The following is a 26,242-nucleotide window of genomic DNA, read 5'->3' as shown; positions in this document are numbered from 1 at the left end:
TAGATTTTGGCGAGAGGAGCAACTCGATCCCCGCAAACGCCGTGTGCAAGGCGCTCTGTGCGCATGAACCAAAACAGCGCGGCCTCGCGTGGGTAAAGAGCCTGGGCGAGGGCGAAGCGGACGTGCTGGTAAATAGCGGCAAAATTTTGGCGCTAATTAACTCATTCGCTCAGGGCGTACGCAGCTACGACACGCAGCTTGGCATGGTAAACGAAAGCATAAATCTATCGACCGTCAAGCAAAAGGGCGAAGTGATCGAGTTTGACTTTTTCGGACGCGCGATGAAGCGCGAAGGGCTTGAAAATCTGGGCTTTGAGACCGCTACGCTAGCTAGCGCGCTGGGCTTTGAGGTCAAAGTAACCGACCGATCGGCGAACTGGGCTCCGTGCATCAGCGACTTCGCGCATCTCGTGCTCGAGGAGTTGCAAAAACAAAAACCGCAGGCTAAATTTGCCGCCGTGCACGCAGGCCTTGAGTGCGGCGTATTGGTCGCAAAACAGCCTGAGCTACAAGCCTGCTCCATAGGTCCGAACATCCACTCGCCTCACTCCGTGAACGAGCACTGCGAGATAGCGTCGGTGGAGATGATGGCGGAAGTCGTAAGAAATATAATCGCTAGACTTCAGTAGCTTGGAAAGGCTTGTCTTTTGAGCGTCTTTACAGAAACCCCGCCTGCGGCGTCGCTACGCTGGTTTTGAATGAGTTTGAAATTTTAAGTCTGCGGCAGACTACTTGTCTAGCCTTGACTTAAAATTTCCGCACAACATTCAAAATCATCTCGCGATGCTTCGCCTTTAAAATTCTTGTGACGGCTTGTCTCTTGTTGCCCCATGCTTCGTTGGATTTAAATTTTTAATCGGTTACTACCAACTAGGTAACCCCCGCCCTTAAATTTTAAATCTGCCTCGTCGAGAACAAAAATACTTCGCCTTAGCTTCTTGCATTACAAATTTGATTTTAAAATTTGCAGCGATTTTTATAAAATACAGATCATAATAAACACAGCTACCAAGAATCAAAATTCTAAAATTCTGTCAAATTTAAGCTCGTAAATTTAAGCTCGCATCTGTAGACTGAAATTTTACGGAAAATTCTTATCCTTGCTGTGGCACAGCTCGTTTAAAAAGCACTCCTTGCAGTTTGGCTTGATCGCTTTACAGGTGTAGCGGCCAAAAAGCACCATGCCTTGGTGCAGCTTACCAAGATCCGTTTTAAAAGCCTCGCTCAGATCGCGCTCCGTAAGCTCGGGCGTCTTTGCACGGCTCAGCCCTAGGCGATGCGCGACGCGAAAGACATGCGTATCCACCGCCATCACGTTTGCGCCCGCGCCCTCCAAAAGCACGACGTGAGCGGTCTTTTGCCCCACGCCCGCAAGAGATTTGAGCCCCGCTTCATCAAGCGGCACGACGCCGTCAAAGTCGCTAACCACCGCCTGCGCCATTTTGATCAAATTTACCGCTTTGTTGTTGTAGAAATTGCACGAGCTGATTAGCAGTTTAACGCTCGCCAGATTGGCCTTTGCAAGCTCCTTAACGCTAGGGAATTCCGCAAAAAAGCGCGGCGTGATCAAATTTACCCGCTTGTCGGTGCACTGCGCGCTAAGCATCACGCAGACCAAAAGTTGATAGTTGTCTTTAAATTTCAGCTCGCTGCGCTCTTCTGCGAAGTTTTGTAAAATTCTCTTTTTTATCTCTAAAATATCTTTTTTGCTTCTCATTTGTATTTCCTCAAGGCGGAATTCTACCCTAAAATTCTAAAGTACAGTTTGATTGTTAACAACTTTGAGTTATAATCGCCATTAAAATTTTTTTAAGGAATTGTGATGAAAAAAGTTTTATTTACAGCACTTAGTTTGGCTGCCGCTATCAGCCTTAACGCTACCGTTTACGCTACCGTAAATGGCAAAGACGTAACTGAAAAAGAGCTCGCTCCACTACTTCAAGGTATAGGCAATGTAGATATCGCTGCTCTTAATGCCGATCAAAAAAAGGAGCTTATCGATAAAGGTATCGATCTGATGCTGCTAACGGATGAGGCTAAAAAATCGGGCGTTATGGACGAAGACGTTTATAAAAAAGAGCTTGAAATCGTAAAAGATAACTTAGCACTTCGTGTATGGCAGGCTAAAGAAGCCAGTAAAATAAATATCGACGATAAAGAAATAGCCGATTTTTATAACAAAAACAAAGCACGCTTTACCGAGCCTGCGAGAATCAAAGCGGCTCAGATCGTCGTTAAAACCGAAGCCGAGGCAAACGATATTATTAAGCAGTTAAAAGGGCTTAGCGACAGTGCACTATTTACTAAATTTGCAGAGCTTGCCAAAGCTAAATCTATCGATCCGCAGGCTAAACAAACCGGCGGCGAGCTAGGCTGGATGCCTAGCGATCAGGTCAAGCCTTTTGCCGATGCGATCTCTAAGATAAAAGATGGTCAAATCACTACTAAAGCGATTAGAAGCAGGGTTGGATATCACGTCGTGTTAAAAGAGGAGTCTCAAGCTAAAAAGCAGTTAAGTCAAAGCGAGGCAAAGCCTTTTATCGAGCGCGTGCTTAGACAGCAAAAAGCGGCGAAAGTAGTCGAGCAAAAAGCGGCAGATCTTCACAAAAACGCTAAAATCGAGTATAAATAATATAGGAGCTAAAAATGGGCGTTTTAGATATAGTAAAACCGGGCGTTTTAAGTGGCGATGACGTAAGTAAGGTCTATGCGTATGCGAAGCAGCAGGGCTTTGCGATCCCTGCGGTAAACGTAGTGGGATCAAATTCCATAAACGCCGTCTTGGAAAGCGCTAAAATCGCAAATTCGCCCGTAATAATTCAGTTTAGCAACGGCGGCGCGGCGTTTTATGCGGGCGCTACTTGCCCTAATGCCGCGGTTTTGGGTGCTATCGCAGGCGCGCATCAAGTGCATACTTTGGCGGCTCATTACGGCGTTGCGGTGATTTTACATACCGATCATGCCGCAAGGAAGCTGCTCCCGTGGATCGACGAGCTTATCAAAGCTAATACCACTCATAAAAAAGCTCACGGCGTGTCGCTTTTTAGCTCGCACATGCTCGATCTTAGCGAGGATGATTTGGAGTTAAATTTAGCGACCTGCGAGAAGTATTTGGAAATTTTAAGCGATCTTGGAATTTCGCTTGAGATCGAGCTTGGCGTCACGGGCGGCGAAGAGGATGGCGTCGATAATACGAGCGTCGATAACGCGCGGCTTTACACCCAGCCCGCAGATGTCGCGCTTGCTTACGAGCGACTTGGCAAAATCAGCGATAGATTCAGCATCGCGGCGAGCTTCGGCAACGTCCACGGCGTGTATAAGCCGGGCAATGTTGTGCTGAGACCTGAAATTTTGAAAAATTCGCAAAAATTCGTCCGCGAAAAATTTAATCTGCAATCCGAAAAGCCTGTAAATTTCGTCTTTCACGGCGGCAGTGGCAGCGAGACCTCCGACATCAAGGCGGCCGTGAGCTACGGCGTCGTTAAGATGAATATCGACACCGACACGCAGTGGGCGTTTTGGGACGGCGTGCGCGCTTATGAGGGCAAAAATCGCGGCTATTTGCAAGCTCAAATCGGCAATCCGGAAGGTGAGGATAAACCGAATAAAAAATTCTACGATCCTCGCAAGTGGCTGAGGGCAGGCGAGCAGAGTATGGTGGCGCGCTTGCAGGTCGCATTTGACAATCTAAATTGCCTAAATAGGAACTAATATGGATCGCCCGAATAACGAAGTGCTCGATATCACGCTACCTGAGGCGAAGGAGCGCTCGCTAGCGGGCGTTTTTTTTAAGATCGCAGCTCTGCCGATCGCGGTTTTTGTGGTGTTTTTGCTGGGCTATTTGGGGCTTATCGGGCTGAAGGTAGAAACGCACTCGATCCTAATGCTTGCGGTTTTGCTCATTATTGCACTAATTTTAGCTCGTCATAATGCAGAATATGGCTGCTTAAATTTTCAAAATAATATCGATGATTTCAAGCGAGAGCTAAAAAATTACATCGTCGCCAATCTCCTAAGCATTGGCGGTAAGAAAAAATCCGATGCCAGCTTTGATCTTTTTGTGGACGAATACGGCTATTCGCTGCGTAATCAAAACTACGCTTCCGTCGCATCGGCAGTCTTTCCGATGCTTGGAATTTTAGGCACCTTTATCTCGATTGCGATTTCGATGCCACACTTTTCCTCAAGCAATATCGATGGGCTCGAAACCGAGATCGCGCAGCTTCTAGGCGGCGTAGGTACGGCATTTTACGTCTCGATCTATGGAATCTTTTTGGCGCTTTGGTGGATATATTTTGAGAAAAAGGGCATCAGCAAATATGAGCGCCTGCTCATCAAATACAAAAATTCCACTAAAAATTTCTTCTGGAACAAAGACGAAATAACACAGGGCTATCTGAATGAAATTTTAAACGCTAATTCTGAAATTTCGCGCTCATTTGCGATGATGAGCTCTACGAATTTTACCGAAAGGCTAAACCGCCTAATCGATGAAAAAATCGGCGCTTTTGAAAGCGTAATGGAAGCCGAGAAGCGAAGTATGGCGATTACACAAGAAGAGCTTGAAAAAGCAGGAGAGATGATCCAAAGGACAAATCTCGCTCACGGTGAGTTAGATAAGAGTTTCGCTCAAATTTTATCTGCACTCAAGTCCGTGTCTGCAAGCTTAATCGAAATTCAAAACGGAATTTCCGCGCAGTATCTAAGTCAGTCTAAGACTTTAACGGACGGGCAAGGCGAGCTGGCTAACGTTACGAGCGCATTAAGCGCTCAAATCAAGAGCCTAAATGCTTCCTTGGGCGGGTTTGCGGGCGAAATTTCAAGTTCGCAGAATGCTTGCGCCGCTAAAATTGACGCTAGCTTTAAGGGGCTAAGCGCGGATTTGAAGGCACTTTTAGCTGGAGAGGGAGCTGCGCGAACGAGCAACGAAAGCATCATCGAAGAGCTTCGCAAAACGCTTGCGAGCATCGACGAAAAAGCACTTTTAGATGAAAACGAATAACGAAGAAAAAGAGACCTTTTGGATCGCGTACGCCGATTTGATGGCGGGACTGCTTTTTGTTTTCGTGCTTTTAGTAGGCGGCATCATCGTCAAATACTTCCTCACGCAAAGCAACCTACAGGAGAAAGAAAGCCAAATTTCAAGCGCGCTAGCAAGCCTGCAAAGCCAGGAGAAAAAAAGCGCCGAGCTTGAAGCGCTGAATAAAATTTTTAGCGACCAGCTTGAGAAGCTGAACATAGAAAACACCGACCTTCGCAAGCAAAATTCCATCTATTTCATACAGATCGAAGATCTAACCGAGATGGCGGAAAAGCTGAAAAAAGAAAATTTAGACATAAACTCGCTTTTGCAAAAAGCGCGCGACGACGCCAACGCTACGATCAGCCAGAACGAACTTAAAATCGCCTTTTTGCTCGATCAGCTCACGAAGAAGGAGAGCGATTTTAATAAAATTTTACAAGACCTCAACGTCACGAAAAACCGCATCCGTAACCTAACCGGAATGAAGGTCAAGATCATCGCCGATCTGAAGGAGAAGCTGGGCGGCAAGATCCGCATCGACAACGAAAGCGGCGCGATGACGCTAAGCTCGTCGATCCTTTTCGACAAGGGTTCAAGCGAGCTGAAAGAGAGCGCCAAAGAGACGCTCCGCTCGACGCTGCAGAGCTATTTCGCCGCGCTTTTGAATAACGATGAAATTCGCGAAAATTTAGATCAGATCATCATCGAAGGGCACACGGACAGCGACGGCGGGTATTTGTATAACCTCGAGCTCTCGCAAAATAGGGCGTTTGCTGTGATGGATTTCATCAACTCGTGGAATAAAGATGAGCGACTGCAAAAATATCTCATCGCCAGCGGTCGCAGCTACACGCAGCCCGTGATGCGCAGAGGCGTCGAGGACAAGGACGCTAGCCGCCGCATCGAGATCAAATTTACCCTTTCAAACAAAGAGGCGATGGATGAGATCAGGAAATTTTTGCAGTTCGATGCGAACGCTACGAATTAACGGCTCGCTCGAAATTTTAGCCCGCAAAAAAGAGGGCTTAAAATTTTAAAATTCCTAAAGAATTAACGTCTCATCTGAAATTTTAACGGTGGCGGAACGTATCCTTTTATTTTGGCGCGAATGTCGTTGTAATTTGGCGGCTCACTAAATTTTACACACCGCTTACGCAGCATCTGCCGCGGCGGAATGGGTTTAAATTTTAAGTCCGCGTATTTTGACGCGCTTTTAGCGCTGTCGCGAGGATGATATAGTTTAAATTTAGACCTTTAAATTTAAGCCACAAATTTAAACGGGCTTAACGGGCGGCTTAAAATTTAAATGGATCAAAAACCTTGCTCGTTTAGTTTTTTATAGGTGTAGCAACTGCGTTTAATCCCTAGATCGCAGGCTTTACCATAGTATTTTTTCGCCATACTCTTATCTTTTTTTACCCCTTTGCCGGATTCATATAAATATCCAAGATTATTGCACCCTTCGGCAATTTCTAAATCACAAGCCTTGGAAAATAATTTATTTGCTATTTGGTAATCTTGTTTTACACCTTTTCCTTGTTCATATAAAGCTCCTAAGTTGACACATCCTAGTCCATCTCCAAGATTGCAAGCTTTAGAATATAGGTCTTTTGCTTTTTCAAAGTCTTGTTTTACACCTTTACCAGACTCATATAGAACCCCGAGACTATTGCAACCTTCACCGACATCCAAATCGCAAGCTTTAGAATATAGCTCATTTGCTTTGTTATAGTTTTGCTCTATGACTTCCCCTTGTTCATATAAAACTCCTAGATCACTACATCCTAGCCCGTTCCCCAAATCGCAAGCTCTAGAATATAAATTTATTGCTTTTTCAAAGTCTTGTTCTATGCCTTCGCCTGAGGCATACCAAAACCCTAGAGCATAGCATCCTATGCTATATCCTAAATCACAAGTCCTAGAAAACAATTCATTTGCTTTCTTATAGTCCTGCTTTGTATGATTGCCTAAATAGTATGAAGCTCCAAGATTATAACACCCTTCGGCAATCTCCAAATCGCAGGCCTTAGAATAGAATTGATTTGCTTTTTGGTAGTCTTGCTTTACGCTGCCATCTCCTTTTTCGTATAAAACTCCAAGATTGTGGCAGCTTTCGCCATGTTTTAAATCGCAAGCTTTAGAATATAGCTCGCTCGCTTTTTTATAATCCTGCTTTACGCCTTCACCCGAGGCATATAAAAGCCCGAGATTGTAGCATCCGTCACCTTCTTGCAAATCGCAAGCTTTGGAAAGCAGTTCAGTCGCCTTTTTGTAATCTTTCTCTACCCCTTTGCCTGAGTAGTATAAAACACCCAGATTGCCGCAAGCTATGCTATTTTTTAAGTCGCAGGCCTTAGAATACAGTTCGATCGCTTTTTTATAATCTTGTTCTACGCCCTTGCCGTATTCATATGACGCCCCTAAGGTGGTGCAACCCCAGCCGTCTCCCAAATTACAGGCTTTAGAATTTAGCTCTTTTGCTTTCTCATAATCCTGCTTCACGCCATCCCCTGAATAGTATGCCATGGCGAGATTCACGCATGCTAAGGTATTGTTGCTATCGCATTCGCTTTGTAATCTGCTTATACCGGGATCTTCTTGTTCCGCCGATGGCAAAGCCGTGGCTTCTGCTAGCGATAAAGCCGCCGTGGCGATCAGCGCCAAAAATATCTTTTTCATACATCGCTCCGTTTAAAATTTCGGCTATTTTATTTCATTTTCGCTTAATCTTTTGAAAATCGGCGAGCTGTAAATTTACATCGCCGCGAGCTTAAAGGCGAAATTTAGCAAAAAGCGTTAAAATTCCAAGAATTACAAGGAGCGAAAATGAAAATTTTAAGAAGCACGAAGGCAAATTTCAAAGAGGAGTTTGCAAGGCTGGTGCGCCGCGGCGAGACGGATATGAGATCGGTGATGCCCGTCGTAAGCGGTATCATCGAAGATATCAGAGAGCGCGGCGATGAGGCGCTAGCTGAACAGATTGAGAAATTTGACAGATGGCGCGTGCAGGGCGATCTGGCTATCACGCAAGAGCAGATGAGTCTCGCGTATGAAGGCTTAACCGCAGAGCTAAAAAATGCGCTACAAGTCGCATACGAGCGCATCTACGCCTATCACGAAAAGCAGCTTGAGAGAAGCTGGTTTAGCTTCGATCCAAGCGGCGCGATGCTCGGGCAAAAGATCACGCCGGTAGATCGCGCGGGGCTGTATATCCCGGGGGGCAAGGCAGCGTATCCGAGCTCGCTTCTAATGAACGCGATCCCAGCAATCGTCGCGGGCGTGGAGGATATCAGCGTCTGCACCCCCGCCGTGGGCGGCGTCGTAAACGAGCTACTGCTCGCGGCGATGCATGTGCTGGGGATCAAAAAGGCCTACAAAGTGGGCGGCGCCAGCGCGATCGCGGCGATGGCATACGGCACGCGCACGATCGGCAAGGTCGACGTCATCACGGGCCCCGGGAATATCTTCGTAGCGACTGCTAAAAAGCTCGTGTTCGGCGACGTAAATATCGATATGATCGCGGGCCCTAGCGAAGTGGGCATCATCGCAAACGCCGCGGCAAATCCGCGCAACATCGCCGTGGATCTGCTCAGCCAAGCCGAGCACGACGAGATCGCGAGCAGCTTTTTGATAAGCGACGATGAAAAATTTGCTCTTTGCGTCGCAGAGCATATCGAGCGCGAGCTTGCTACGCTCGCGCGTGAGTCGATCGCTCGTGCCAGCATTCAAAACAAGGGTGCAATCATCATAGCACGCGATATGAACGAGTGCGTGGAGCTGATGAACGAGCTTGCGGTCGAGCACCTCGAGATCGCGACCGAGAACGCCTACGAGCTACTTCCGCGCATACGCCACGCAGGCGCGATATTTTTGGGTCACTACACGCCAGAGGCGATGGGCGATTATCTCGCAGGCCCTAACCACACGCTGCCGACCGGCGGAAGCGCGCGATTTTTCTCGCCTCTTGGGGTTTATAACTTCATCAAACGAAGCTCGATCATAGCGCTAAATAAGCGCGCCATAGACGAGTTAGGGGGCGCGTGCATGGCGCTAGCGGACGCAGAGGGGCTCGGCGCGCACAAAAAATCGGTGCAGATTAGATTTGAGGAGAAGTGATTTTTTGCGCCGCAGCCCCAAGAAGCAGCAGGGACGGAATTTTAAAAATCACCGGCGGCAGTTGCGAAACCGCGAGCCGAAATTTTAAAATTTAAAGACGAGTTAAATTTTAAAAAATATAAGCGCCACGGCGAGAGTAAAATTTTAAAATTTCAAAAGCGCTATAAATTTAAAAAAACGGCCGCATTTGATTAAAATTTAAGGCAAATTTACTAAGCTAAATGATATACTTTCGCTGATTTTTTACAAGGAGAGAAAAATGAAAAAATCACTTTTAGTTTTGGCTAGTTTTGGCTTTGCGCTAAGTCTTAGCGCCGCAGATCTTTCAGATAGCTGCAAAGAGTATTTCGCAGATCTTGATAAGATGGTTGATACCTACAAGCAAGCGGGTCAAGAGCAGCAGGTCAAGATGTATGAGGATCAAAAAAAGCAGTCTATGGATCAGATCAGCGCGCTTCCTAAAGAGCAGCAAGAGGCCACTTGCAAACAAGCTAAAGAGATATTTAAGCAGATGATGGATCAGATGAAACAACAAGGCGCTATGAAATAAATACCTTCGCGGGCACGATGATGCCCTCTTCAGTCGCGGCGATACGATATCGTCGCGATTAATTCTCTTTAATCTCATATTTTTTTAAAAATTTTTAAATTTTAAAATTTGGATGTTTTATCCTCGCTGCTTTCGGGACTTGCTAAGAATTTCAGATTTGATATTCAGCTTGTCGCAGGAAGCCAAAACAAATAAAGCGCTCGCGTCATTAAAATGCTCCGTAAGGCGATGCATCTTAGTGGGACGCTACGGTGCACCAAAGATTTACGAGCCGTTTTGGCGCGGCTCGAAACAGCGCCTCATCAATATGATGAATTCGAGGCTCGGTTTGAGCGTTATTTTATCGCGATTTGAAATAGCTGGGCTCATAGATAGAGCAAATTCGCGTCTCAGTTTGCGGCTCTGCTTATGAATTTACGGCTTTACGACCAAAAACATCTCGCAAAATCGCCTCGGATTTTAATCCTCGGTAACGATTGCGCCGTTTTTTATTTCGAGCACGCAGGCATTTCTGTGCAGCTCCTTACCGGCATCTAAAGTATAGTAGTGCGTTGTTACTGTGCAGCGTAAATCGGCGTCGATGACGAACTCCTGCTTGGCGCGCATTGGCGGCTTGCTTTTACCGCAGTGCACGTAATCGGCATAAATTTCGCGACAATCGCTTATACGAAATGCGTCGTTTAAAAGGCACATAAAAACATATTCGTGCCCGTGCCTGCTATCTTGGAAATCCCTCAGATAAAGCCTTAGCAGAATTGTTTTGGCGCTCTTTTTTGGCAAACGACAAGCCCTTATGTATTTGATCCTCTCCCAATACGCGCTTAGATTGTCGATTAAAAAGTTCTCCTTTGCGAACGAAAACAGCTCATTTTTATCAAGTAAATTTTTATCGATAGCCGCTAAGGGCGAAATTCCTCCCGGATAGCGCATTGGCAGTTGCGCGATCGGTAGATCGTCGTAAATATCTTTCATACTCTGATAAATCTCCGGTCGCGGCGCATCGTCTCCTTTGGTCGCGGCATTTTCCATGCCGCATAGCGCAAGTAGGCACAGCAAAAATATCCACACCTGCTTCATAACATTCCCCCTCGTTTCGGTCGCGCCCTCTTTGCTTCTGATCATACTGCAAATTTTAAAGCCTTAATATGAAGAAAAAAAAGATCAAAAATCAAAGCACCGCTTTTACAGCCATCCTTAGCCATCTTTTTCTATTCTGCCCTTGCTTTTGGGCTAATTTAATCCGATTCCTCTTGTTCTTACGTGAAACGGACGATGCGCTGCTATTCGTCTTCCGTAGCCTTTTCAGTGAAGCTAACGATGCGTGGAGCCGCGATGCGCGCGTAATCCTGCGCGTTTAGGATGATCGAGTGATCAAGCAAGCCCGCGTTAAAAGCGATCTCATCAAAGCGTCCGAACAGCGACGGATCGGCGATTAGCAGCAGCTTGTCGTGGAAGCTAAACGGCGGTACCGAGCCGATGACGCAGTCCGTGAGATCGCTCACTTCATCGGGGCTTACGAGCGATGCTTTCGTGCCACCGAGCCCCTGCGCCAGGCGCTTTAGATCGGTTTTATGATCGGCTGCGAAGACCGCTAGGACGTAGATCCTGCCGTTTCTGCCCGCGGGTTTGTCGCTAGGAAGCTTCAGCTGCTGCGGCACGTTTGCGCAAATTTGATCGGTGGTTAAAGCTAAATTTCCCGCGCAGGCGCTGTTTTCGCAGCCTTGAGCGCTCGCAAAGCTGGAAGCATTGGAGTTTTGCGCGTCATCGGCGCTTACTAAATTTAAATCTTGCGCGAAAGAAATTTGCCCGTCCTTAAAGCCCTTAATCGTGCAAACCAGCGCCTTTGCGCCTTGTCCCAGCTGTGTGCCGCGGGCTTTGGCGACCTCGGCGGAGGTGCCCGCGCTTTCGTGAGCTACGACGCGGAAGCGCGCCCCCTGCTGCGTCAAAAGCTCTTTTAGGCTTTCAAAAATTCTCTCTGACATGCTCTCTCCTTGTTTTTGCGAAATTATACTAAAATTTTAACCAAACGACCCATCGGTGCCGAAATTCCATTCTTCGCCGTAAAATTTATCTCGCCTACGCGCAAAACCATTGCGCGATGAAAGATCTATTGCATGGCGGAAATTCCGCCATGCATAAGCTCGGTCCGCCGCGCTTCTTGCGAAATTATTTCATCTTGCGGATTTTGGGCTCTTTGCTCTCTACGAGTTCGTAAATTTTAAGCTCGACCTTAACGTCTTTGGGCGCTAAAATTCTAATTTCGCCGCCATCGTAGGCGAATGGATGCGTGAGCTCGTAATAGATCCGCTTCTTTTGCTTCTTGCCGTCGCATAGCATCAGCGTTTGAGCAAGCTCATCGCCGCCGCTAAACTCGTAATAAAGCCCGTCCGAGCCCTCTTTTTGCTCTATTTTGCCGCCGATTAGATACGCGTCGTTGCAGTCGGCTTTGATCTCTTTCGAAAAGATCGCTTCGACCTTAAACTGCTGCGGCGGCATCTTTGACGGCGTTAGCTGAAAGACATTTAGCTGCTTTTGCGCTTCGCCGCCGAATAAAAACAGCGGCAATAGGAAAAATAAAACGCTTTTTCTCATTTTTTGCTCCTTGAAAAGATATTTTTATTTAAAATTTTAGCAAAATTTTTACTCATTAAACTGAAATTTCAATCGACTTTGTTTTTATCTGTAGCAGATAATATTTTTTAGCGCCTCTGCCTCTGGTTTTAACGCCTCGCTATCGGTTTTTTGCGCGGTGCCATTTTTGTTCGCTAAATTTTTGCTAGAGCTTTGCGGCGAGGGCTTTTCGCGCGAGTTTAAAATTTCGGCGGCGTCGCGCGATATTTCGCCCTGCGTCTGCGCGGCGGAAATTTCGCCGCTAGCCTCGCCAGCCTTGCTCGCGTGGCGGCTTAGCACGCTTTTGACGCTTATCTTTTCGCCTGCATAAAACGCCTCGCAAAGCCCGCCTTGCGCCTCATAGTCCGTCACTTTGACGCTGCCTTCTTGAAATTTATAAAATTTCACCCGTTTTGCTCTGTGTAGCTCCCGAGCTCCGCGCCATACGTCGCTCTGCGCGTCGAGACCCGCGAGCGCGAATGCGCCGTCTGCCGCCTTATACATATCGCCGAGCCTTATCGGTATGCGTTCGCCGCTCTTTTTGGTAAGCACGAAGCCGATCTTTTCGCCATCTTTTGGGCTCTGGCGGAACTGCCCCGAGAAAAACGCCGTGAAAAACGCGACCTCCTTGATCTCGCCGTCGGTGCCTAGGTATCTCGTCCAGCCATCTTCGGGCACATCGATCTCGGCGACGTCTCGTCCATCCTTTGCGCCGCATTTTAAGCCCGCGCAGCCGCTAAACGTTAATGCTGCAAGCGCGGCTAAAAATAGGTTTTTCATATCTTCCCTTCAAATAAATTTTGGCTCAAAGCAGGGCGCCCGCTGCGCCTCGGCGCGTAAATTTGCACGAAATAGGGCGCACTTGCTTGCTTTGCTACTTGGCTTACGCTATTGCGCTTCAAGGTATGCAGATACGCGCGAGATAAGCGGTAGTGCGGAATTTTAACGTCGCTAGGCGCCTTTTGCAAGCGCTTTGCGGCAAATCAGCTCGAAACCTCGGGCGCGCAAAGCCCGTATTGCGGCTAAATTTATCAAGCCGACGTCGCCCAGATGCGTAAAAATCGCTGTCCGCTCGCCTCAAACGAGCACTCCTGCCAGCCCCAGTCGTTCTCGCCGCCCATTGCGAAATTACGAGGCTCGCCTGATAGATCCACCGCGCTCAAAGCAGCTGCTATCCGCTCTTTCATAAAATCATCGGGCTCCAGGACTTAAATTTTTCAAATTTTATCTCGTAAAGGGAAGCGAGCCCAAAGTCCGCGCGCACGAGCTTGCCGCACTGCTGCGCGAACTCCGCCGCGCTGCATTCGTGCTTTGGGGCATAGTACCAAACCTCCAGCTCCTCGATGCTTTCGCCCTCAAATTTTATGGATTTTATCATTTTGACCCCATTTCGATCGTCGCGGCGATTTTAAATTTCATTGCTTAATTTCACTTGCCCCATACGGCGCAGGTTTTGCACGCAAGATCAAACTCTCGCTATTCGGCGCAAGCGCGCTGCGCAGACAAATTTTAAATTTAATCCGCCGCGCTTTAAATTTGCACGCCGAAGTCCGTCCGCATCCCCTCTTTGCCCTTCGGTGTAAAATAGCAAACGACGTAGCAGAGCATTCGGTCTTTACAGTCGTATTTGGCTTCGAGAGCTTCGATAATGCGCGCAAATTCCTGCGGCGCTCTGCCCTCAAAGGCGTTTCGCAGCTCCTCTGCGGCGATATGTCGCGGGCTAAGGAGCAGATACGCCGCGCCGCCGTCCTCGTCCTCGCTGATGGCGCGTAAAATTTCATCGCTCGCGCGAACTCGCCAGTGCTCTTTGCCGTCCCATTCGCGCAGGCTTAAAAACGTCGTGCCGCCGTCAGCGTCCAAAGCCTTTTCGTTTGGAATTTGAGCGCGTAAGGCGCCTTCATTTAAGCTCTCCTCGCTCGCAACCTCGATAAAAACGTCCGTGCCGAGCAGATAGCTGATCCGCTCAAACTCGCTTTCGTACTCCCAGCCGTCAAATTTAGCGACAAATTCGCTCACTCGCTCGTCCGCTTCGCAGCCGAACATCATCGCGTCGCTATCTGAAATTTTAACGATATAAGGTTCATTCATGAGGTTTTTCAAATTTTATTGCGGCTCGCACTTTCCGTAAACCCACTCGCGAGTTTCGTTTAGCTTAAACTCGCCGTCCTTTAGAAAATACTGCTTGCTGCTTTTGATCGCGTTTTCGCCCGTGGCTATGTAGTCGCCGATGAAGCCGCGATCCAGGACGTCGTGCGCTAAAATTTCAGGCTCAAAGACGTTTTGCGTCCTTTGTGTATCGCGCCATTTGCCGTTCTTATCAGGCTCGCGCAGGATGATCGAGATGTTATTGCCCGCTTCGTCGTAGTCGTAGATATACTCATACTGCTTGCCATCGGAGGCCGTGCGATTTTTTATCACGTTGCCACGCGTGTCGTAGCTAAACTCGTTTTCAAACACGACCTCCCAGCGTTGCGATTCCCCGCGCCAAAGCGCGGTTTGCTCGCGTAGAGGCCTGCTCTCCTCGGTCTCCTCGTGCACGTTTTTGTAGTGCTCTCTCCACTCGCCTTTTGCGGCGTCCCAGCGCGATCTTAGCTCGCTAAAGCGCCTATACTTAGGCTCGATTTTGCGCAAGATCTTTTCGTCGCGCTGCCATGTGCCGTCCTTCCATATAAAATTTATCTCGCTGCGCGTCCCGTCCGCTGCCGTAAAGACCGTGTGCTTTGTAAGCGGCACCCATTTGCCGCGCCACGCGTAGCCTTCGGAGCCCGCGTAAGCGTCGCCGTTGTAGTGATATATCGATTTTTCGTACGGCACCCATTTTTTCGCTTTGGCGCTCCATTCATAGGTCGATACGAAATTGTTTCTGTCGTTTTCATCGACAATCCTTTTTGTAAGGTGTGTCGGCGTCCATCTGCCCTTTTTTAGCGTGAAATTTTGTAAAATTTCCGTTTTGCCCTCGCGCTTTTCGACGGCTTTTTCTCCGTCGTACGGCTTGCCGTCCTTTTGCAGACTGAAATAAATTTTCGAGCCGTCCTTTGCGATCTCCTGCTTGCTTATCGCCGTTTCGCGAAATTTGTTTGTATTCGCGTCCCAGTCGTATTCGACATTTTCGATCTCGCGCTCGCCGCTTTCGTCAAATTTGCTAAAGCTTTTCGATACGGAGGTTCCCTCTTCGCTGCTCTTTTTGTAGATTTTTTCTAGGCGGCGGGTTTTGGCGTCGTAGTTTTGGCTAACTTTATATTCATAGCGCGGCACAGCTCCGCCCTCTGTTTTATAACTCGTCTTTTGTAGGCAAATTTTATCCGCCGCCGCGTGTTTCGCCGCCGTCTCGGTCGCGCCCGCAGGCACCGCGAGAACTAACGTCGCCGCTAAAATAGAGCCTGCCAAAACTGCCGCTCGCACTCGAAGCTTGTCTGCCAAAACTGCCGTCTGCGCCCCAAAAGCGCCCGCCGAAATAATCGCTCGCGCCTTTAAATTTAGCGCCGCAAAATTTGCCGCACCTTCGTGTGAAATTTTAAAAATACCTCTCACGACCGCTCCTTTTATCTGAATTTTAAATCGCGTCTATCGCTTTATATCCTCGCTCGAAAAAATTCTCTTGCCTTTGTAAATTTTCTCATAGCGACTTAGCTTGCCCTCTTTGAAATAGCCGATGAAATAGGCCGCCGATCTTTCGGCCTGCTCTTGCGAAATTTCATCGTAGAGGCGGGCGGGCTCCTTTGATTTTTGTTTATGCAGGCACGAACAGCTGCGAAAATAGCGCCTTTTGATTTTAAAATTTTGCGCCTCGTCGCCTTGCTCGTCTGCGTGCTTTGTTGCGCTTATTTCGCTACTTTGCTTGCCTGCGGGCGCCAGATCCTCTCTCCCGCCGCCCCCTATCGTCTGTTTTTGCTCGCTCGCCGCACCGTGATCTTGCGCCTCTACGGCGCCGAAACAGATACTCGCCGAAATAAAGCCGGAATAGCCGCTCTTGCCGCTCTGATTAAAACCATTTTTCAACCTTTTCTTTTGTCGTCGCTGCGTGCGGACCTGCCGCGGCGTAGGATTTAAATTTTAAAATTTACGCGGCACACGAAACATCCGCGCTAGCTAAATTTAATCGCGACTCTCGCATAAATACCACTATGCCGCTAAATTTTAACCGCGGCACTCGCACGAATATTGCTACGTCCGCTAAATTTAACCGCGACGTTCGCGTAAGGCCGCGCAGATAAAATTTAGCCGCGAAATTTTACCTGTGCATCTTCAAACGCTACTTTATCTTTTTGTATTTCCACGTCTGCTCCGTTATGAGCTCGGGTTTACCGTCTTTAAGCTTAAATTCCTTAAAGCTCGTTATCGCGTAGGCGCTAGGCATCTCAAACATCATCAGCGCGGCTCCGTGCCCCACGCTATCTGCCGGGATTTGGGTATCGTAAGTAGCCTCCGAGCGCCCCGTTTGCACCCATTTGCCGCTCGCATCAAGCTTGTAGATATCCATCGCCGTATTGCTGCCGCGCTCGTCATAGCTATAGACGTATTTGCCGCTGCTGGAATTTGATTCGTAGCTTTGCTCGAGCGGGCGCTCGCCCGATTTGTCGTAAATTTCGCCGTTTGAGTAGCTTTTGACCCAATCTTTAAGCTGCTCATCCCACAAATAAGAGGTCATATTAAGATCCGCGCCCTTCTTGATAGCGGTTTGTTTGCTCATATTATCCCACGCGCCCTTCTCGTCGTTCCAGATGAAGCTCGTAACGACCTCCTCGCCCCTCGCGGCGTCAAGCTCATGCTTACTCATCGTCGCGTTTTGCCACGCGCCGTCCTTAAAGGTGCTGCGGATCTGCTCGTAGCTGCCGTTTCTATCGCCGTTAAGCATCTCTCGCTCGCTGTTTTGCCACGCGCCGTTTACAAACTCGTAGCTCACGTATCCGCTCATCTCTCCTAGGCTGTCGTAGAAAATTTCGGTCTTATCTTTGGGCTGCCAGCTCTTGCCGTCCCATTTGAAGCTTATCGTAAGCTCCTCCTTATCCCACGCGTTTTTTACGGATCTGTTCATGCTATCTTTCTGCCATTTGCCCTTTACAAACTTATATCGCACGTCCTGCGTCGCGTTACCGTCGTAGCTGGAGACGGTTTTGCTCGCATTGCGCGTGCCGTCATCCGCTATCGAATTGCTCTCGCGCGTCGTGACGCCGTCTTTGACGCTTTCCGTGTAGTCTTCTATTTTTTTCCACTTGCCGCTTTTAAGATCGAGGTTAAATACTTCAAATTTAACCATATCCCCCTTTTTGTCAAAGTAGCTGATCTCTTTGTAGCTAGAGCCTAGGCCGTCCGAGGAGTTCGTATATCTTACCTGCTCCAGCTTGCGCGCCGCCGCGTCGTAGCTTAGATGCGTGCTCTCCTTGCGCTGCCCGAGTGAGCTGTAGCTCATGCTTTGCACCATATACTCATACTCCTTGGCAAACGCCGCTGCACAGAGCAGCGCAAGTATCGTAGCGAGCTTTTTCATCCTCTCTCCTTGGAAAAAATTTTGATAATTATATAATGTTCGTATATAAAAACGGATAAAATTTCGCCGCGCGGCTAAATTTAAAAACTTCGATTTTTAGGCGGTAGCGGTGGAATTTTACGTTGCCGAAGCGCCGGTTTTACTCAAATATGTGGCGCAAATTTTACGCAAGCCGCCAGGGACGCCTTTGGGTGAAATTTAAGAGAAATTTCTATAAAATTTCGGCTCAAATTACATTAAGGAGCACTTATGGGATACGTTTATTTGGGGCTTGCTATAGTTTTGGAGCTAGCGGGGACCAACTGTATGAAGCTCTCGGACGGATTTAGTAAGCTGAATTATTCTCTAGCCACGCTAGCGGCATACGGCGCGTGCTTTTATTTTTTAGCGCTTGCGCTAAAAACGGTAAAGCTTAGCGTCGCTTACGCTACGTGGGGCGGGCTCGGCATAGTATTAGCATCGCTGCTTTCGGTGTTTTACTTCCACGAAAAGCTCTCTGTGCCCGCGATATGCGGCATAGCGCTCATCGTGATAGGCACGGCGATGTGTAATTTCTTCGGCGCAGGACACTAAGACGGCGCGTTTAAATTTAGCCTCCGATCTAACTATCGCTACTGCAAAAGCGGCGCGAGCCTCAGCCGTCTGCGTAAATTTTAAAATTTTATAAATTTACCGCCTCGCCTCGCTGCCGCGCTATGTCCGTGCCGAATGTACCTGGCGGGAGCGGTAAAATTTTAACCGCCGCCTAATCTTACAAAAAATTCTTATCGATCAGGTCGTAGTTTTTATATAGCCTGCGCAGCTCGTCTCGCACCTCCATCAGCGCAAAGCCGAGCAGATTTTGCCCGCGCCACGCGCTCGGACGACTTGCGTTTTCGCTCTGCAGCCCAAGGCCGATACCACAAATTTTATCCAGCGGGCTGGTCTCAACTAAAATTTTATCTCCCGTCGCGAGCAAAAAGCGCATCATCGCGGGATTTTGCGTAAATTTATAGTAATTGCCGCTTAGCACGACGCTGTAGCGCACCTCGCCCCAGAGCCGCTCATCAAAGCCCCGCACTTGCCTGCCTAGCGCCTTCATCTGCTTTGCATCGCGGCTTTGCATTATCCGCTCCCGCGTCTGCTCGTCGCCGAATATTTGCGCCTTGCTCGCCATCATAAACTGCTCGGCGCATAGATACTCGTCGGCATCTACGGCAAAAGGCGAGCTCTGCCACTGCCCGAGGCAGGATTCATCCGCGGCCGCATCCGGCTTGTAGAAAAATAGAAATTCGTGCGCTTTGGAAGAATTTATTAGCGAGGTTTTGTCGTATTTCGACGCTCCGCCTGCTCGCCAAAACGGCACGCCCTCGCGGTAGAAATCGTCTATGTCGTCCGTAAGATCGTCCCTAAGCTCATCACACTCGCTAAATTTCAAATTTCGTGGCTCCGCGCAGCATCTGTCGCTGCCATGCGCGCATTTTACGCGCTCATTTTCAGACGTCTCGTCCAGCCCGTCCCAGTCGCCGTAGTGCCAAAAGCAAGGATAGGGGAAGGCCCGTGAATACGCTTTTTGCGCCGCTTTATCCAGCCGCTCGAACCACTGCCAAAATTTAAATTTATAATCCTCTGCCGCGCCCATCCGCCAGCCAAGCGAAAACTCGCTAAGAGCGGGGTATTTGATCCACGGCGGCGGCATCACGTTTTTTAAAATTTCGCTCACGCCTTTTCCTTAAATTTTATTTTGTAGCATAGCTTGAAATTTGCCTAAATTTAGTCTACGAGCTGAAATTTAGGCAAAATGCGGCTAAGCTAGCAAAGCCCGCCAGAGGGTAAGCCTAGCCGCAAATTTTAGTCGCAGAAGCGCTCGTCTGTGCGGTATTTCTTACGCTCGGCGATGTAATCGGCTCTGTTTTTCGGATCGGCGAAATACTGCTTTTGCTTCTGCTGATCGGCTTTGAGCTTTTCTATCACTTCCTTTAGAGCCGCCTTGCGGTCGCTAGCCATGGATGGGAATTTATCCGAAAATATCGCCTTATACGGATGATCCTTTACCCAATCGACCGCCTTTTCGACTATGATCTGCTGCTTGTCGATGTCGCAAAACGCGTATGGGTTGATCACGTCGCCCGCAAGGTGCATGAAAGCGGAATTTGCCTCGACCGTCTCCATAAACATCGCGCCGCTGACGTCGATTACCGAAGCGAAGGAGATGAAGCGGTATTTGCCCGCGTAGAACCAAAACACCGCGTCGTCCTTAAGCCCCAGATCATAAGCGCGCGCAGCGATGGTCATCAGCGTAGTCGGAGCGATCATATCTGGAGCGTCCTCGATGATTTTGATCGCCTTTTTTAGGCTCGCCACGTCATTTTTCATCAACAGATCGTCGATCGGCTCGTAAACATGCACGTATTCGGGCTTGCCCTCCTTAGCTGAATAAAACGGCGAGACATAGATGTCGATCGAAGTGATTTTTTCCACCTTGTCCTCACTCTGGGCGCTCAAAGTCGCCGCCGCCGCCGCACACAGCAGCAGTGAACGAAATTTTTTCATGGTCTCTCCTTCGGTTAAATTTTGTAAATTTGCTTCGTAATTATACCCTGAAATTTAAGAGCGCGAGCTTGATCTTTAACGAATATATTTTTGCGGAATTTTAATTTTGCGGTGCGGCTCTATTTCTTTTGATTCGGCTTCAGCGCGACGCTTTACGCGGCTAAATTTAATGCCACTAGTCGTAAAATTTAGCTCATAATTTAGATCGCTTAGAGCGCACAAAATCGCTCGAAGCGCTATCAAAATTTTAGAATCTTGCGCATCAAAATTTTAAGATTCCGTTCATCTTGAAATTTTAAAATTCCAGCCAAACAAGGCGCGGAATTTTTTGCCGATGCAGGCGCGGTAGCGCGCAGATTAGGCGCATTCTTATACATTCGCTTTAAAGACGCCTAACCGAGAGAGTTCTTTGTATGCCGCTCAAAAGCCCAAGCTGGCGCGCCGCATAGCAAAACGCGAGCCGCTACAGCTCCTTCGATCTGTAATCGTAGCTAAATTCTTTCGGCGAGTAGTAATTAAGCGTGTTGCCGTCCACTTCGCCGTAAGGATAGCCGAAATTATTGATCGGGAACTGCGCCGGGCGTGGGCTTAGCGTGAAGTCTCTGCCGTAGTTAAAGCCGATCCAGCACATCTCCCAGTTGCCGAATAAATACTCGCGGATTTTAGCGAGCTTGCTGTCGTCATTGCTTAGCTTCTCGCCCAATCGCACCTTTGTAACGTCTGCGGGATCGACCGGGATCCAGCCGTGGCCTTTGAGATAAAATTCCGCTCTGCAGTGCTGCGCGCCCGAGATATGGCTGACGTCGTCTTTAGGCGCGGCGCCCATTTGAGCGCTAAATCTTGACGCGCCGACGCGGATGCCAAACATCTCTCTTGCGGCGATGCCCTGCGCGCGGCAAAGTGCAACGAAAACGCTATTTATGTCGGTGCATTTGCCGCTTAGCTTGCCGCTACTTAAAATTTGCTTCACGTCCCCTAGCCCGCAGCCTAGCACGCTGTTATCGCGCTGCATAGTGTTTGCCACCCACGTATAAATCGCGCGCGCCTTTTCCAGATCACCCTTGACGCCGCCTGCGATCTCGTCTGATTTTTGCTTGACGACGCCGTCGATTTGAATCTGCGTGCTAGGCTCTAAAAACTTTGCCACCTCGGGGTTAAGCTTTTCGTTCGGATTAAATTTTACCTTGCTAAAGTCGGTATTTCGCTCAAAGGTCTCGACGCTAAATTTAATGTTTAGCGTGGGCTTTGCCACCCCGACGTAGCCGGCATAGAGCGTCGGAATTTCGCCGTAGTCCACGGACGGATCGTTGAAATTACCGTCAAATTTTACGTCGCTTACCTTTTGATATTCCGTGATAAGAGGAAGCGGTATCCAAAGCCGAGTCTGCTTGCCCTTCTCCAAAATTTCGTGATTTAGCGAGAGCCCAAAAGCTCTCTTTTTGCCAATGGCTTTTTCCCCGCCCAAAATGGTACTCGGAGTTGCCATAACGGCGCCTAAAATCGCAGTGTTTCTTAAAAAATCGCGTCTTTGCATGAAATGCCTTCAAAATAAAATGGCTAAGCCTTAGCCCTAATTATGCGTGGATTTTAACCTTTTGCGGCTTTGAAATCGCTAAATTTAAAATTTCACCAGCTTTAAAATTTTAAAATTTCGCTTCAAGACATAGCGCGAAATTTCGCCAAAGCGGGCATGATAGTCCGCAACCTAGGCGCGCAGGCAGTATGTATCGGCGGCGTAGGCTAAACCACGCAAAAAGCGCCGCTGTCGCAAAGCCAAGCATGCGCTTCGATTAAACGGTTAAGCTTCGACGAAACGCGGCGGCTTAGCTTAAGCAAATCGCGGCGGTAAAATGCAAGCCGTCAGAAGGCTAAATTTCGCGCGAAAAATACTCGTAGATAAAATTTTTAGGAGAGTACGGATCTTTCGGCGTACCGCCCACTTCGCAATATGGATGCGAAAAAATTTCGATCGGAACGTGCGCCGGACGCGGATTTAGCACGATTTCGCGAGCGTAGTTAAAGCCCAGCCAGCACGGCTCCCAGTTACCGAAAAGATACTCGCGCACCTGCGCCAGCTTAGAATCATCCTCGCTTAAGCCTTCGCCGAGTCGCACCTTCGTAACGTCCGCAGGATCGACAGGGATCCAGCCATAGCCTTTTAGATAAAATTCCGCTCTGCAGTGCTGCGCGCCCGAAATTTCAAGCGCATCGCCGCTTAAGGCGCCCATGACACCCATTTCAGGAGAAAATTTCTGCGCTGCGCCCGTGCGGATGCCGTAAATAGCGCGAGCAGGAATGCCCGCTGCCCTGCAGAGCGCTACGAACACGCTATTAATATCGGCGCATTTACCGCTTAGCTTGCCGCTGCTTAAAATCGCTGCTGCATCGCCGCTGCCGCATGCGATCACGCTATTATCGCGGCTCATATTTTTAGCGACCCACTCGTAGATCGCGCGCGCCTTTTCTAGATCACCTTTAAGCGAGCCGGTGATCTCGTCTGATTTTTGTTTCGCAGCGCCGCCTACCGGAATTAGCTTTGAAGGCTTTAAAAACTCCTTGATCTCGGGGCTCAAGCGCTCATTTTCATTAAAGCTTACCTTGCTAAAATCGGTGTTTCGCTCCGAAATTTCAATATCGAAGCTAAGCTCAAAATAATCATCCTCTTCGCCTACGACACCTTGCTCGCCGTATTTGCCGACGCCCGCTCTTGCCTCTTTATCGGGTGCGAAGCGCGCGTAGTACGTGCTTATATGATCTCCGCAGATAGCAGACTCTTGCGCATTTGAGCGGGCATGATATTCGCCAAGCAACCTCTGATAGGGCTCTTGCAGCACTAACGGCAGCCAAAGCCGCACCTCTGCGCCACTACTTGAAATTTCGTGATTAAACCTGAGGCTAAATTTTCTCGTTTTTGCTTCTTGCATTTTTTGCTCCTTTGCTTGAATTGCAAGTCGATTTTATCTATTTGCGCCTTAAAATGGATAAAATTTTATGTTAAAATGGCGCTAAATTTTGAAATTTTAGGACTAAAATGGATCTGCAAAAAATCAGAGACGAGAACTTTAAAAAGCTGCAAAGCGGGCAAAACCGCGAAATTTTAAGTGCGATCGAGGCGCTGCAAATAGGCGAGTGCGGCTGCGAGTGCGGCGACGTCGTGCGCGCAAGCTTTAACGCAAGCGCGGAGCAGAGAGATGAAATTTCGCGTATCGCGCGAGCGCTAAAACCGTGGCGCAAAGGACCTTTCGCGCTGAATGATCTTTTTATCGATACCGAGTGGCGAAGCTTCGTAAAATTTAACCTGCTGCAGCCGTTTTTAAATCTGAGTGGCAAAACCGTCGCCGACGTGGGCTGCAACAACGGCTACTATATGTTTCGCGCAAGCGCTCTAAAGCCTGCGCGACTAGTGGGGTTTGACCCGAGCGCGCTATTTTATCTGCAGTTTCGTTTCCTCGAGAAATTCTTTCGCAGCGGCGCGCAATTCGAGCTTTTGGGCGTAGAGCATCTGCCTTTTTACGAGCACAAATTCGATACGATCTTCTGCCTTGGCGTCATCTACCATCGCAGCGATCCCGTAAAGATGCTAAAAGATCTGCGAGCCTCGCTAAATGCGGGCGGCGAGGTGATTTTAGACACGATGTATATCGAGGGGGCGGGCGATTTCGCGCTGTGCCCGAAAAACAGCTACTCGAAAATTTCAAATATCTACTTCGTCCCGACCGTCGGCGCGCTACAGAATTGGTGCGAGCGGGCGAAATTTAGAGATTTTGAAATTTTGGCTCAAAAGCCCACGGATGCTAGCGAGCAGCGCAAAACGGAGTGGATCGACGGGCAGAGCTTGGAGAATTTCCTAGACCCGCTCGATAGCTCGCGCACGATCGAGGGCTACCCCGCCCCGAGGCGTATCTACGTGCGGCTTCGGGCGTGATGCGCGCCTTTGAAACGCGTAAAATTTACTGAATTTATCGACTCGCGGGGAAAATTTTGCATTCGGCAGGATGCTAAATTTAGCTAAATTTAGCGGGCTCGAATTGGATTAGATCACATTGTAGCGGCTAGGATCGGTACGGCGGTGCAAATTTAAATTTCGCCTCGTGCATTATGTTTTGCGTCTTGCGTGCGACGGCGCGAAATTTTACTAAATTTAATCAAGCGGCGGTAGATTAAATTTTATCTGTGCATCGCACGCCAATGCGCGCATACAGCAAACGGGGCGCAAAATTTAACGCCCATAGCAACAAATAAAGCGGTAAATTTTGGCGCCTACAATGCGAGCAAAGCGGCACAAATTCTAGCGCCCGCGAACCAAGCGGTATAAATTTTTCGGCGCCGAGCAGCTTCACACCGCTTCACACCGCTTCACACCGCTTCACACCGCTTCACACCGCTTCACCGCTTATTGTGCGGCGAAACGCAGTTAAATTTAAACGATCAGCGCTCAAAAAGTTGCAAAAAATATTTTAAATTTTGCCTCTCGGCCGCTAGACTCGTATTTGGGCCGTGTCCCGGATAGAGCGTAAAATCGCCCTCTATCTGCAAAATTTTATGCAGAGATTCTTTCATCTGCTCGCCGTTTGAAAAGGGAAAATCCCACCTGCCGATAGAGCCTTTGAATATGACGTCGCCGCTAAAGATCACGCCGCCTACTTCTATCATACAGCTGCCCGGCGTGTGTCCTGCAAAGAGGCTAAATTTAACGTTAAAGCCCGCTATTTCAAGGCTTTGCTCCTGCCCTTTTATGAGCACGTCCGCTTCTATGGATTCTGGCATCGTCTCAAAAGGATCCGCCCGCAGCATAAAGGCGTCGCTTTCGTGGATATAAATTTTAGCGCCCGCCCTTTGCAGCTTGGCGTCGTCGTAAACGTGATCGTAGTGCCCGTGCGTATTCAAAACCGCCGCGATCTTTCCCGTATTTTGCATCACCCAATCAAAGCTACCCTCGCCCGGATCGATCACCAGATCGCCCTGCTCGCCCTTTAGAATGTAGCAATTCGTCACGTATTCGCCGAAAGCTCTTTTTAAAATTTGCATCAAAATCTCCTTTTAAGCTTATATTAAAGCCGTAATTTAGCCAAAAATAGCTAAAATTTCAAAGTTAATATAAAATTTTAAGGTTAGCTAAATGCTTTTGGACGACTTACTGCCGCAACTGACCGATTTTTTATCCGCCAAGCTCGATGAGACGGGCGCAGACGCCTTTGTAGTAGGCATCAGCGGTGGGCTTGACAGCGCCGTGGTTTCTGCGCTTTGTGCGCTTACCGAGATCCCCACTTACGGGCTTATCCTACCTAGTGCGGGTTCAAATTTAGAAAATATGGCAGACGGCATCTTTCACTGCGAATCCTTTAATATCCCCTACGAAATCCAAGAGATCGCGCCATTTGTAGAAAATTTTACCGCTTTAAATCCCGGCGCAAGCGCTCTTCGCATCGGAAATTTCGCCGCGCGCATAAGAATGAGCTTGCTTTATGATTACAGCGCGGCTAAACGCGGCGTAGTCGTAGGCACGAGCAATCTTAGCGAGCGGATGCTCGGCTACGGCACGATCTACGGCGATTTAGCCTGCGCGTTTAATCCGATCGGAGAAATTTTTAAAAGCGATCTGTTTAAATTTGCAAAAATTTTATGCATAGACGATGCGATTATAAAAAAAGCTCCCAGCGCCGATCTATGGGAAAATCAAAGCGACGAACGTGAGCTTGGATACAGCTACGAGATCTTAGATAGTGTGCTAAGAGATATTTTTTCGCACGAAGCGCTGCGGACGAAATTTCGCTCAGGCGAGCAAATAACCGCAAACGATCTAAAATATCTGCAAAACTCGCGCCACAATCAAGAGCTGGTGAAATTTGTCGTCCATAGAATTCTTAAAAATAATTTTAAGCTTCGCGCGCCTGCGGTCGCTCGCATAGAGCCCGCACACTAA

General features: G+C 48.5%; 26 protein-coding genes and 1 pseudogene. 10 read left to right on the top strand and 17 right to left on the bottom strand.

What is annotated here, in order from left to right; translation table 11 throughout:
- Nucleotides 1-629, top strand: a pseudogene (locus Q0101_RS09525) (aminoacyl-histidine dipeptidase); the annotation flags it as partial.
- Between the two features lie 452 nt (nucleotides 630-1,081).
- Here Q0101_RS09525 and nth read toward each other — a convergent pair.
- Nucleotides 1,082-1,717, bottom strand: a complete 636-nt coding sequence (gene nth / locus Q0101_RS09520; protein WP_297944859.1) for an endonuclease III — start codon at nucleotides 1,715-1,717, stop codon at nucleotides 1,082-1,084.
- A gap of 105 nt (nucleotides 1,718-1,822) precedes the next feature.
- Here nth and Q0101_RS09515 point away from each other — a divergent pair, with 105 nt between their 5' ends.
- From Q0101_RS09515 to Q0101_RS09500, 4 genes are read left to right on the top strand one after another with little or no spacing between them, the layout of a single operon-like run.
- On the top strand, nucleotides 1,823-2,632 hold the full coding sequence (locus tag Q0101_RS09515; RefSeq protein WP_291936539.1) for a peptidyl-prolyl cis-trans isomerase: 810 nt from the start codon (nucleotides 1,823-1,825) through the stop codon (nucleotides 2,630-2,632).
- A 14-nt stretch (nucleotides 2,633-2,646) separates the two neighbouring features.
- Entirely contained in the window at nucleotides 2,647-3,711 is a 1,065-nt protein-coding gene (fbaA, locus tag Q0101_RS09510; RefSeq protein ID WP_297944856.1) for a class II fructose-bisphosphate aldolase, read from the top strand.
- 1 nt (nucleotide 3,712) lies between these two features.
- The gene (locus tag Q0101_RS09505; protein WP_297944853.1) at nucleotides 3,713-5,002 is read left to right on the top strand and encodes a MotA/TolQ/ExbB proton channel family protein; all 1,290 of its coding nucleotides are present in this window, start codon (nucleotides 3,713-3,715) and stop codon (nucleotides 5,000-5,002) included.
- Nucleotides 4,989-6,011, top strand: coding sequence for an OmpA family protein (locus tag Q0101_RS09500; RefSeq protein ID WP_297944850.1), 1,023 nt, complete (start codon nucleotides 4,989-4,991; stop codon nucleotides 6,009-6,011). Before Q0101_RS09505 ends, Q0101_RS09500 begins: the two co-directional genes overlap by 14 nt.
- Nucleotides 6,012-6,334: 323 nt before the next feature.
- Here Q0101_RS09500 and Q0101_RS09495 read toward each other — a convergent pair whose 3' ends face one another.
- Nucleotides 6,335-7,702 carry a tetratricopeptide repeat protein gene (locus Q0101_RS09495; RefSeq protein ID WP_297944848.1) on the bottom strand — a complete coding sequence of 456 codons (1,368 nt, stop codon included), beginning with the start codon at nucleotides 7,700-7,702 and terminating at the stop codon, nucleotides 6,335-6,337.
- Nucleotides 7,703-7,849: 147 nt separating this feature from the next.
- Between Q0101_RS09495 and hisD the strand changes: the two genes are divergently transcribed.
- Nucleotides 7,850-9,139, top strand: coding sequence for a histidinol dehydrogenase (hisD, locus tag Q0101_RS09490; RefSeq protein ID WP_297944846.1), 1,290 nt, complete (start codon nucleotides 7,850-7,852; stop codon nucleotides 9,137-9,139).
- Nucleotides 9,140-9,398: 259 nt separating this feature from the next.
- A complete protein-coding gene (locus Q0101_RS09485) occupies nucleotides 9,399-9,689 on the top strand; it encodes a DUF5339 domain-containing protein (RefSeq protein ID WP_291936556.1) in 291 nt (96 codons plus the stop codon).
- Between the two features lie 459 nt (nucleotides 9,690-10,148).
- On the opposite strand, the gene Q0101_RS09480 is transcribed toward Q0101_RS09485, so the two are convergent.
- From Q0101_RS09480 to Q0101_RS09435, 10 genes are all read right to left on the bottom strand, one after another.
- Nucleotides 10,149-10,811 (bottom strand): hypothetical protein, encoded by a 663-nt coding sequence (locus tag Q0101_RS09480; RefSeq protein WP_297944843.1) that lies wholly within the window; start codon nucleotides 10,809-10,811, stop codon nucleotides 10,149-10,151.
- Between the two features lie 158 nt (nucleotides 10,812-10,969).
- Complete coding sequence (locus Q0101_RS09475) at nucleotides 10,970-11,671, bottom strand: YbaK/EbsC family protein (protein WP_297944840.1); 702 nt, start codon at nucleotides 11,669-11,671, stop codon at nucleotides 10,970-10,972.
- Nucleotides 11,672-11,855: 184 nt separating this feature from the next.
- The gene (locus Q0101_RS09470) at nucleotides 11,856-12,281 is read right to left on the bottom strand and encodes an ecotin family protein (protein WP_297896620.1); all 426 of its coding nucleotides are present in this window, start codon (nucleotides 12,279-12,281) and stop codon (nucleotides 11,856-11,858) included.
- 84 nt (nucleotides 12,282-12,365) lie between these two features.
- Nucleotides 12,366-13,079 (bottom strand): hypothetical protein, encoded by a 714-nt coding sequence (locus Q0101_RS09465; protein WP_297944836.1) that lies wholly within the window; start codon nucleotides 13,077-13,079, stop codon nucleotides 12,366-12,368.
- Nucleotides 13,080-13,330: 251 nt separating this feature from the next.
- Nucleotides 13,331-13,486 carry a hypothetical protein gene (locus Q0101_RS09460; RefSeq protein ID WP_297944833.1) on the bottom strand — a complete coding sequence of 52 codons (156 nt, stop codon included), beginning with the start codon at nucleotides 13,484-13,486 and terminating at the stop codon, nucleotides 13,331-13,333.
- Entirely contained in the window at nucleotides 13,483-13,677 is a 195-nt protein-coding gene (locus tag Q0101_RS09455; protein WP_297944831.1) for a hypothetical protein, read from the bottom strand. The genes Q0101_RS09460 and Q0101_RS09455 overlap by 4 nt, the downstream gene beginning before the upstream one ends.
- Nucleotides 13,678-13,829: 152 nt before the next feature.
- Nucleotides 13,830-14,387, bottom strand: coding sequence for a hypothetical protein (locus Q0101_RS09450; protein ID WP_297944829.1), 558 nt, complete (start codon nucleotides 14,385-14,387; stop codon nucleotides 13,830-13,832).
- Between the two features lie 15 nt (nucleotides 14,388-14,402).
- The gene (locus tag Q0101_RS09445; protein WP_297944826.1) at nucleotides 14,403-15,830 is read right to left on the bottom strand and encodes a hypothetical protein; all 1,428 of its coding nucleotides are present in this window, start codon (nucleotides 15,828-15,830) and stop codon (nucleotides 14,403-14,405) included.
- Nucleotides 15,831-15,863: 33 nt separating this feature from the next.
- Nucleotides 15,864-16,298, bottom strand: coding sequence for a hypothetical protein (locus Q0101_RS09440; RefSeq protein ID WP_297921979.1), 435 nt, complete (start codon nucleotides 16,296-16,298; stop codon nucleotides 15,864-15,866).
- Nucleotides 16,299-16,551: 253 nt separating this feature from the next.
- The gene (locus Q0101_RS09435; RefSeq protein ID WP_297944823.1) at nucleotides 16,552-17,787 is read right to left on the bottom strand and encodes a hypothetical protein; all 1,236 of its coding nucleotides are present in this window, start codon (nucleotides 17,785-17,787) and stop codon (nucleotides 16,552-16,554) included.
- A gap of 249 nt (nucleotides 17,788-18,036) precedes the next feature.
- On the opposite strand from Q0101_RS09435, the gene Q0101_RS09430 reads away from it, so the two are divergent.
- Entirely contained in the window at nucleotides 18,037-18,360 is a 324-nt protein-coding gene (locus Q0101_RS09430; RefSeq protein ID WP_297881746.1) for a multidrug efflux SMR transporter, read from the top strand.
- A gap of 178 nt (nucleotides 18,361-18,538) precedes the next feature.
- On the opposite strand, the gene Q0101_RS09425 is transcribed toward Q0101_RS09430, so the two are convergent.
- The 4 genes from Q0101_RS09425 to Q0101_RS09410 form a co-directional block, all read right to left on the bottom strand.
- Nucleotides 18,539-19,489: an NADAR family protein gene (locus tag Q0101_RS09425; protein WP_297944819.1), complete on the bottom strand. Its 951-nt coding sequence runs from the start codon at nucleotides 19,487-19,489 to the stop codon at nucleotides 18,539-18,541.
- Between the two features lie 128 nt (nucleotides 19,490-19,617).
- Nucleotides 19,618-20,319 (bottom strand): cytochrome-c oxidase, encoded by a 702-nt coding sequence (locus tag Q0101_RS09420; RefSeq protein ID WP_297944816.1) that lies wholly within the window; start codon nucleotides 20,317-20,319, stop codon nucleotides 19,618-19,620.
- A gap of 463 nt (nucleotides 20,320-20,782) precedes the next feature.
- A complete protein-coding gene (locus tag Q0101_RS09415; RefSeq protein ID WP_297944813.1) occupies nucleotides 20,783-21,853 on the bottom strand; it encodes a transglutaminase-like domain-containing protein in 1,071 nt (356 codons plus the stop codon).
- A 334-nt stretch (nucleotides 21,854-22,187) separates the two neighbouring features.
- Nucleotides 22,188-23,243, bottom strand: a complete 1,056-nt coding sequence (locus Q0101_RS09410) for a transglutaminase-like domain-containing protein (RefSeq protein ID WP_297944811.1) — start codon at nucleotides 23,241-23,243, stop codon at nucleotides 22,188-22,190.
- 107 nt (nucleotides 23,244-23,350) lie between these two features.
- Here Q0101_RS09410 and cmoB point away from each other — a divergent pair, with 107 nt between their 5' ends.
- Nucleotides 23,351-24,244: a tRNA 5-methoxyuridine(34)/uridine 5-oxyacetic acid(34) synthase CmoB gene (cmoB, locus tag Q0101_RS09405; RefSeq protein ID WP_297944808.1), complete on the top strand. Its 894-nt coding sequence runs from the start codon at nucleotides 23,351-23,353 to the stop codon at nucleotides 24,242-24,244.
- 503 nt (nucleotides 24,245-24,747) lie between these two features.
- Here the strand turns inward: cmoB and Q0101_RS09400 are convergent.
- Nucleotides 24,748-25,347 carry an MBL fold metallo-hydrolase gene (locus tag Q0101_RS09400; RefSeq protein WP_297944805.1) on the bottom strand — a complete coding sequence of 200 codons (600 nt, stop codon included), beginning with the start codon at nucleotides 25,345-25,347 and terminating at the stop codon, nucleotides 24,748-24,750.
- Nucleotides 25,348-25,438: 91 nt separating this feature from the next.
- On the opposite strand from Q0101_RS09400, the gene nadE reads away from it, so the two are divergent.
- Nucleotides 25,439-26,242: an NAD(+) synthase gene (nadE, locus tag Q0101_RS09395; protein WP_297944802.1), complete on the top strand. Its 804-nt coding sequence runs from the start codon at nucleotides 25,439-25,441 to the stop codon at nucleotides 26,240-26,242.

The sequence above is a fragment of the uncultured Campylobacter sp. genome, assembly GCF_937921625.1.
Lineage (GTDB): Bacteria > Campylobacterota > Campylobacteria > Campylobacterales > Campylobacteraceae > Campylobacter_B.
The sequence above is the reverse complement of the archived record's forward strand: the minus strand, read 5'-3'. Positions and strand labels throughout refer to the sequence as shown.

Coding starts and splice junctions, on each gene's coding strand:
- Q0101_RS09455 (WP_297944831.1), bottom strand. CDS start 13,677: ATGATAAAATCCATAAAATTTGAGGGCGAAAGCATCGAGGAGCTGGAG.
- Q0101_RS09435 (WP_297944823.1), bottom strand. CDS start 17,787: ATGAAAAAGCTCGCTACGATACTTGCGCTGCTCTGTGCAGCGGCGTTT.
- Q0101_RS09465 (WP_297944836.1), bottom strand. CDS start 13,079: ATGAAAAACCTATTTTTAGCCGCGCTTGCAGCATTAACGTTTAGCGGC.
- hisD (WP_297944846.1), top strand. CDS start 7,850: ATGAAAATTTTAAGAAGCACGAAGGCAAATTTCAAAGAGGAGTTTGCA.
- Q0101_RS09475 (WP_297944840.1), bottom strand. CDS start 11,671: ATGTCAGAGAGAATTTTTGAAAGCCTAAAAGAGCTTTTGACGCAGCAG.
- Q0101_RS09420 (WP_297944816.1), bottom strand. CDS start 20,319: ATGAAAAAATTTCGTTCACTGCTGCTGTGTGCGGCGGCGGCGGCGACT.
- fbaA (WP_297944856.1), top strand. CDS start 2,647: ATGGGCGTTTTAGATATAGTAAAACCGGGCGTTTTAAGTGGCGATGAC.
- nadE (WP_297944802.1), top strand. CDS start 25,439: ATGCTTTTGGACGACTTACTGCCGCAACTGACCGATTTTTTATCCGCC.
- Q0101_RS09460 (WP_297944833.1), bottom strand. CDS start 13,486: ATGAAAGAGCGGATAGCAGCTGCTTTGAGCGCGGTGGATCTATCAGGC.
- Q0101_RS09480 (WP_297944843.1), bottom strand. CDS start 10,811: ATGATCAGAAGCAAAGAGGGCGCGACCGAAACGAGGGGGAATGTTATG.
- Q0101_RS09400 (WP_297944805.1), bottom strand. CDS start 25,347: ATGCAAATTTTAAAAAGAGCTTTCGGCGAATACGTGACGAATTGCTAC.
- cmoB (WP_297944808.1), top strand. CDS start 23,351: ATGGATCTGCAAAAAATCAGAGACGAGAACTTTAAAAAGCTGCAAAGC.
- Q0101_RS09415 (WP_297944813.1), bottom strand. CDS start 21,853: ATGCAAAGACGCGATTTTTTAAGAAACACTGCGATTTTAGGCGCCGTT.
- Q0101_RS09495 (WP_297944848.1), bottom strand. CDS start 7,702: ATGAAAAAGATATTTTTGGCGCTGATCGCCACGGCGGCTTTATCGCTA.
- Q0101_RS09505 (WP_297944853.1), top strand. CDS start 3,713: ATGGATCGCCCGAATAACGAAGTGCTCGATATCACGCTACCTGAGGCG.
- Q0101_RS09500 (WP_297944850.1), top strand. CDS start 4,989: ATGAAAACGAATAACGAAGAAAAAGAGACCTTTTGGATCGCGTACGCC.
- Q0101_RS09410 (WP_297944811.1), bottom strand. CDS start 23,243: ATGCAAGAAGCAAAAACGAGAAAATTTAGCCTCAGGTTTAATCACGAA.
- nth (WP_297944859.1), bottom strand. CDS start 1,717: ATGAGAAGCAAAAAAGATATTTTAGAGATAAAAAAGAGAATTTTACAA.
- Q0101_RS09515 (WP_291936539.1), top strand. CDS start 1,823: ATGAAAAAAGTTTTATTTACAGCACTTAGTTTGGCTGCCGCTATCAGC.
- Q0101_RS09470 (WP_297896620.1), bottom strand. CDS start 12,281: ATGAGAAAAAGCGTTTTATTTTTCCTATTGCCGCTGTTTTTATTCGGC.
- Q0101_RS09485 (WP_291936556.1), top strand. CDS start 9,399: ATGAAAAAATCACTTTTAGTTTTGGCTAGTTTTGGCTTTGCGCTAAGT.
- Q0101_RS09450 (WP_297944829.1), bottom strand. CDS start 14,387: ATGAATGAACCTTATATCGTTAAAATTTCAGATAGCGACGCGATGATG.
- Q0101_RS09430 (WP_297881746.1), top strand. CDS start 18,037: ATGGGATACGTTTATTTGGGGCTTGCTATAGTTTTGGAGCTAGCGGGG.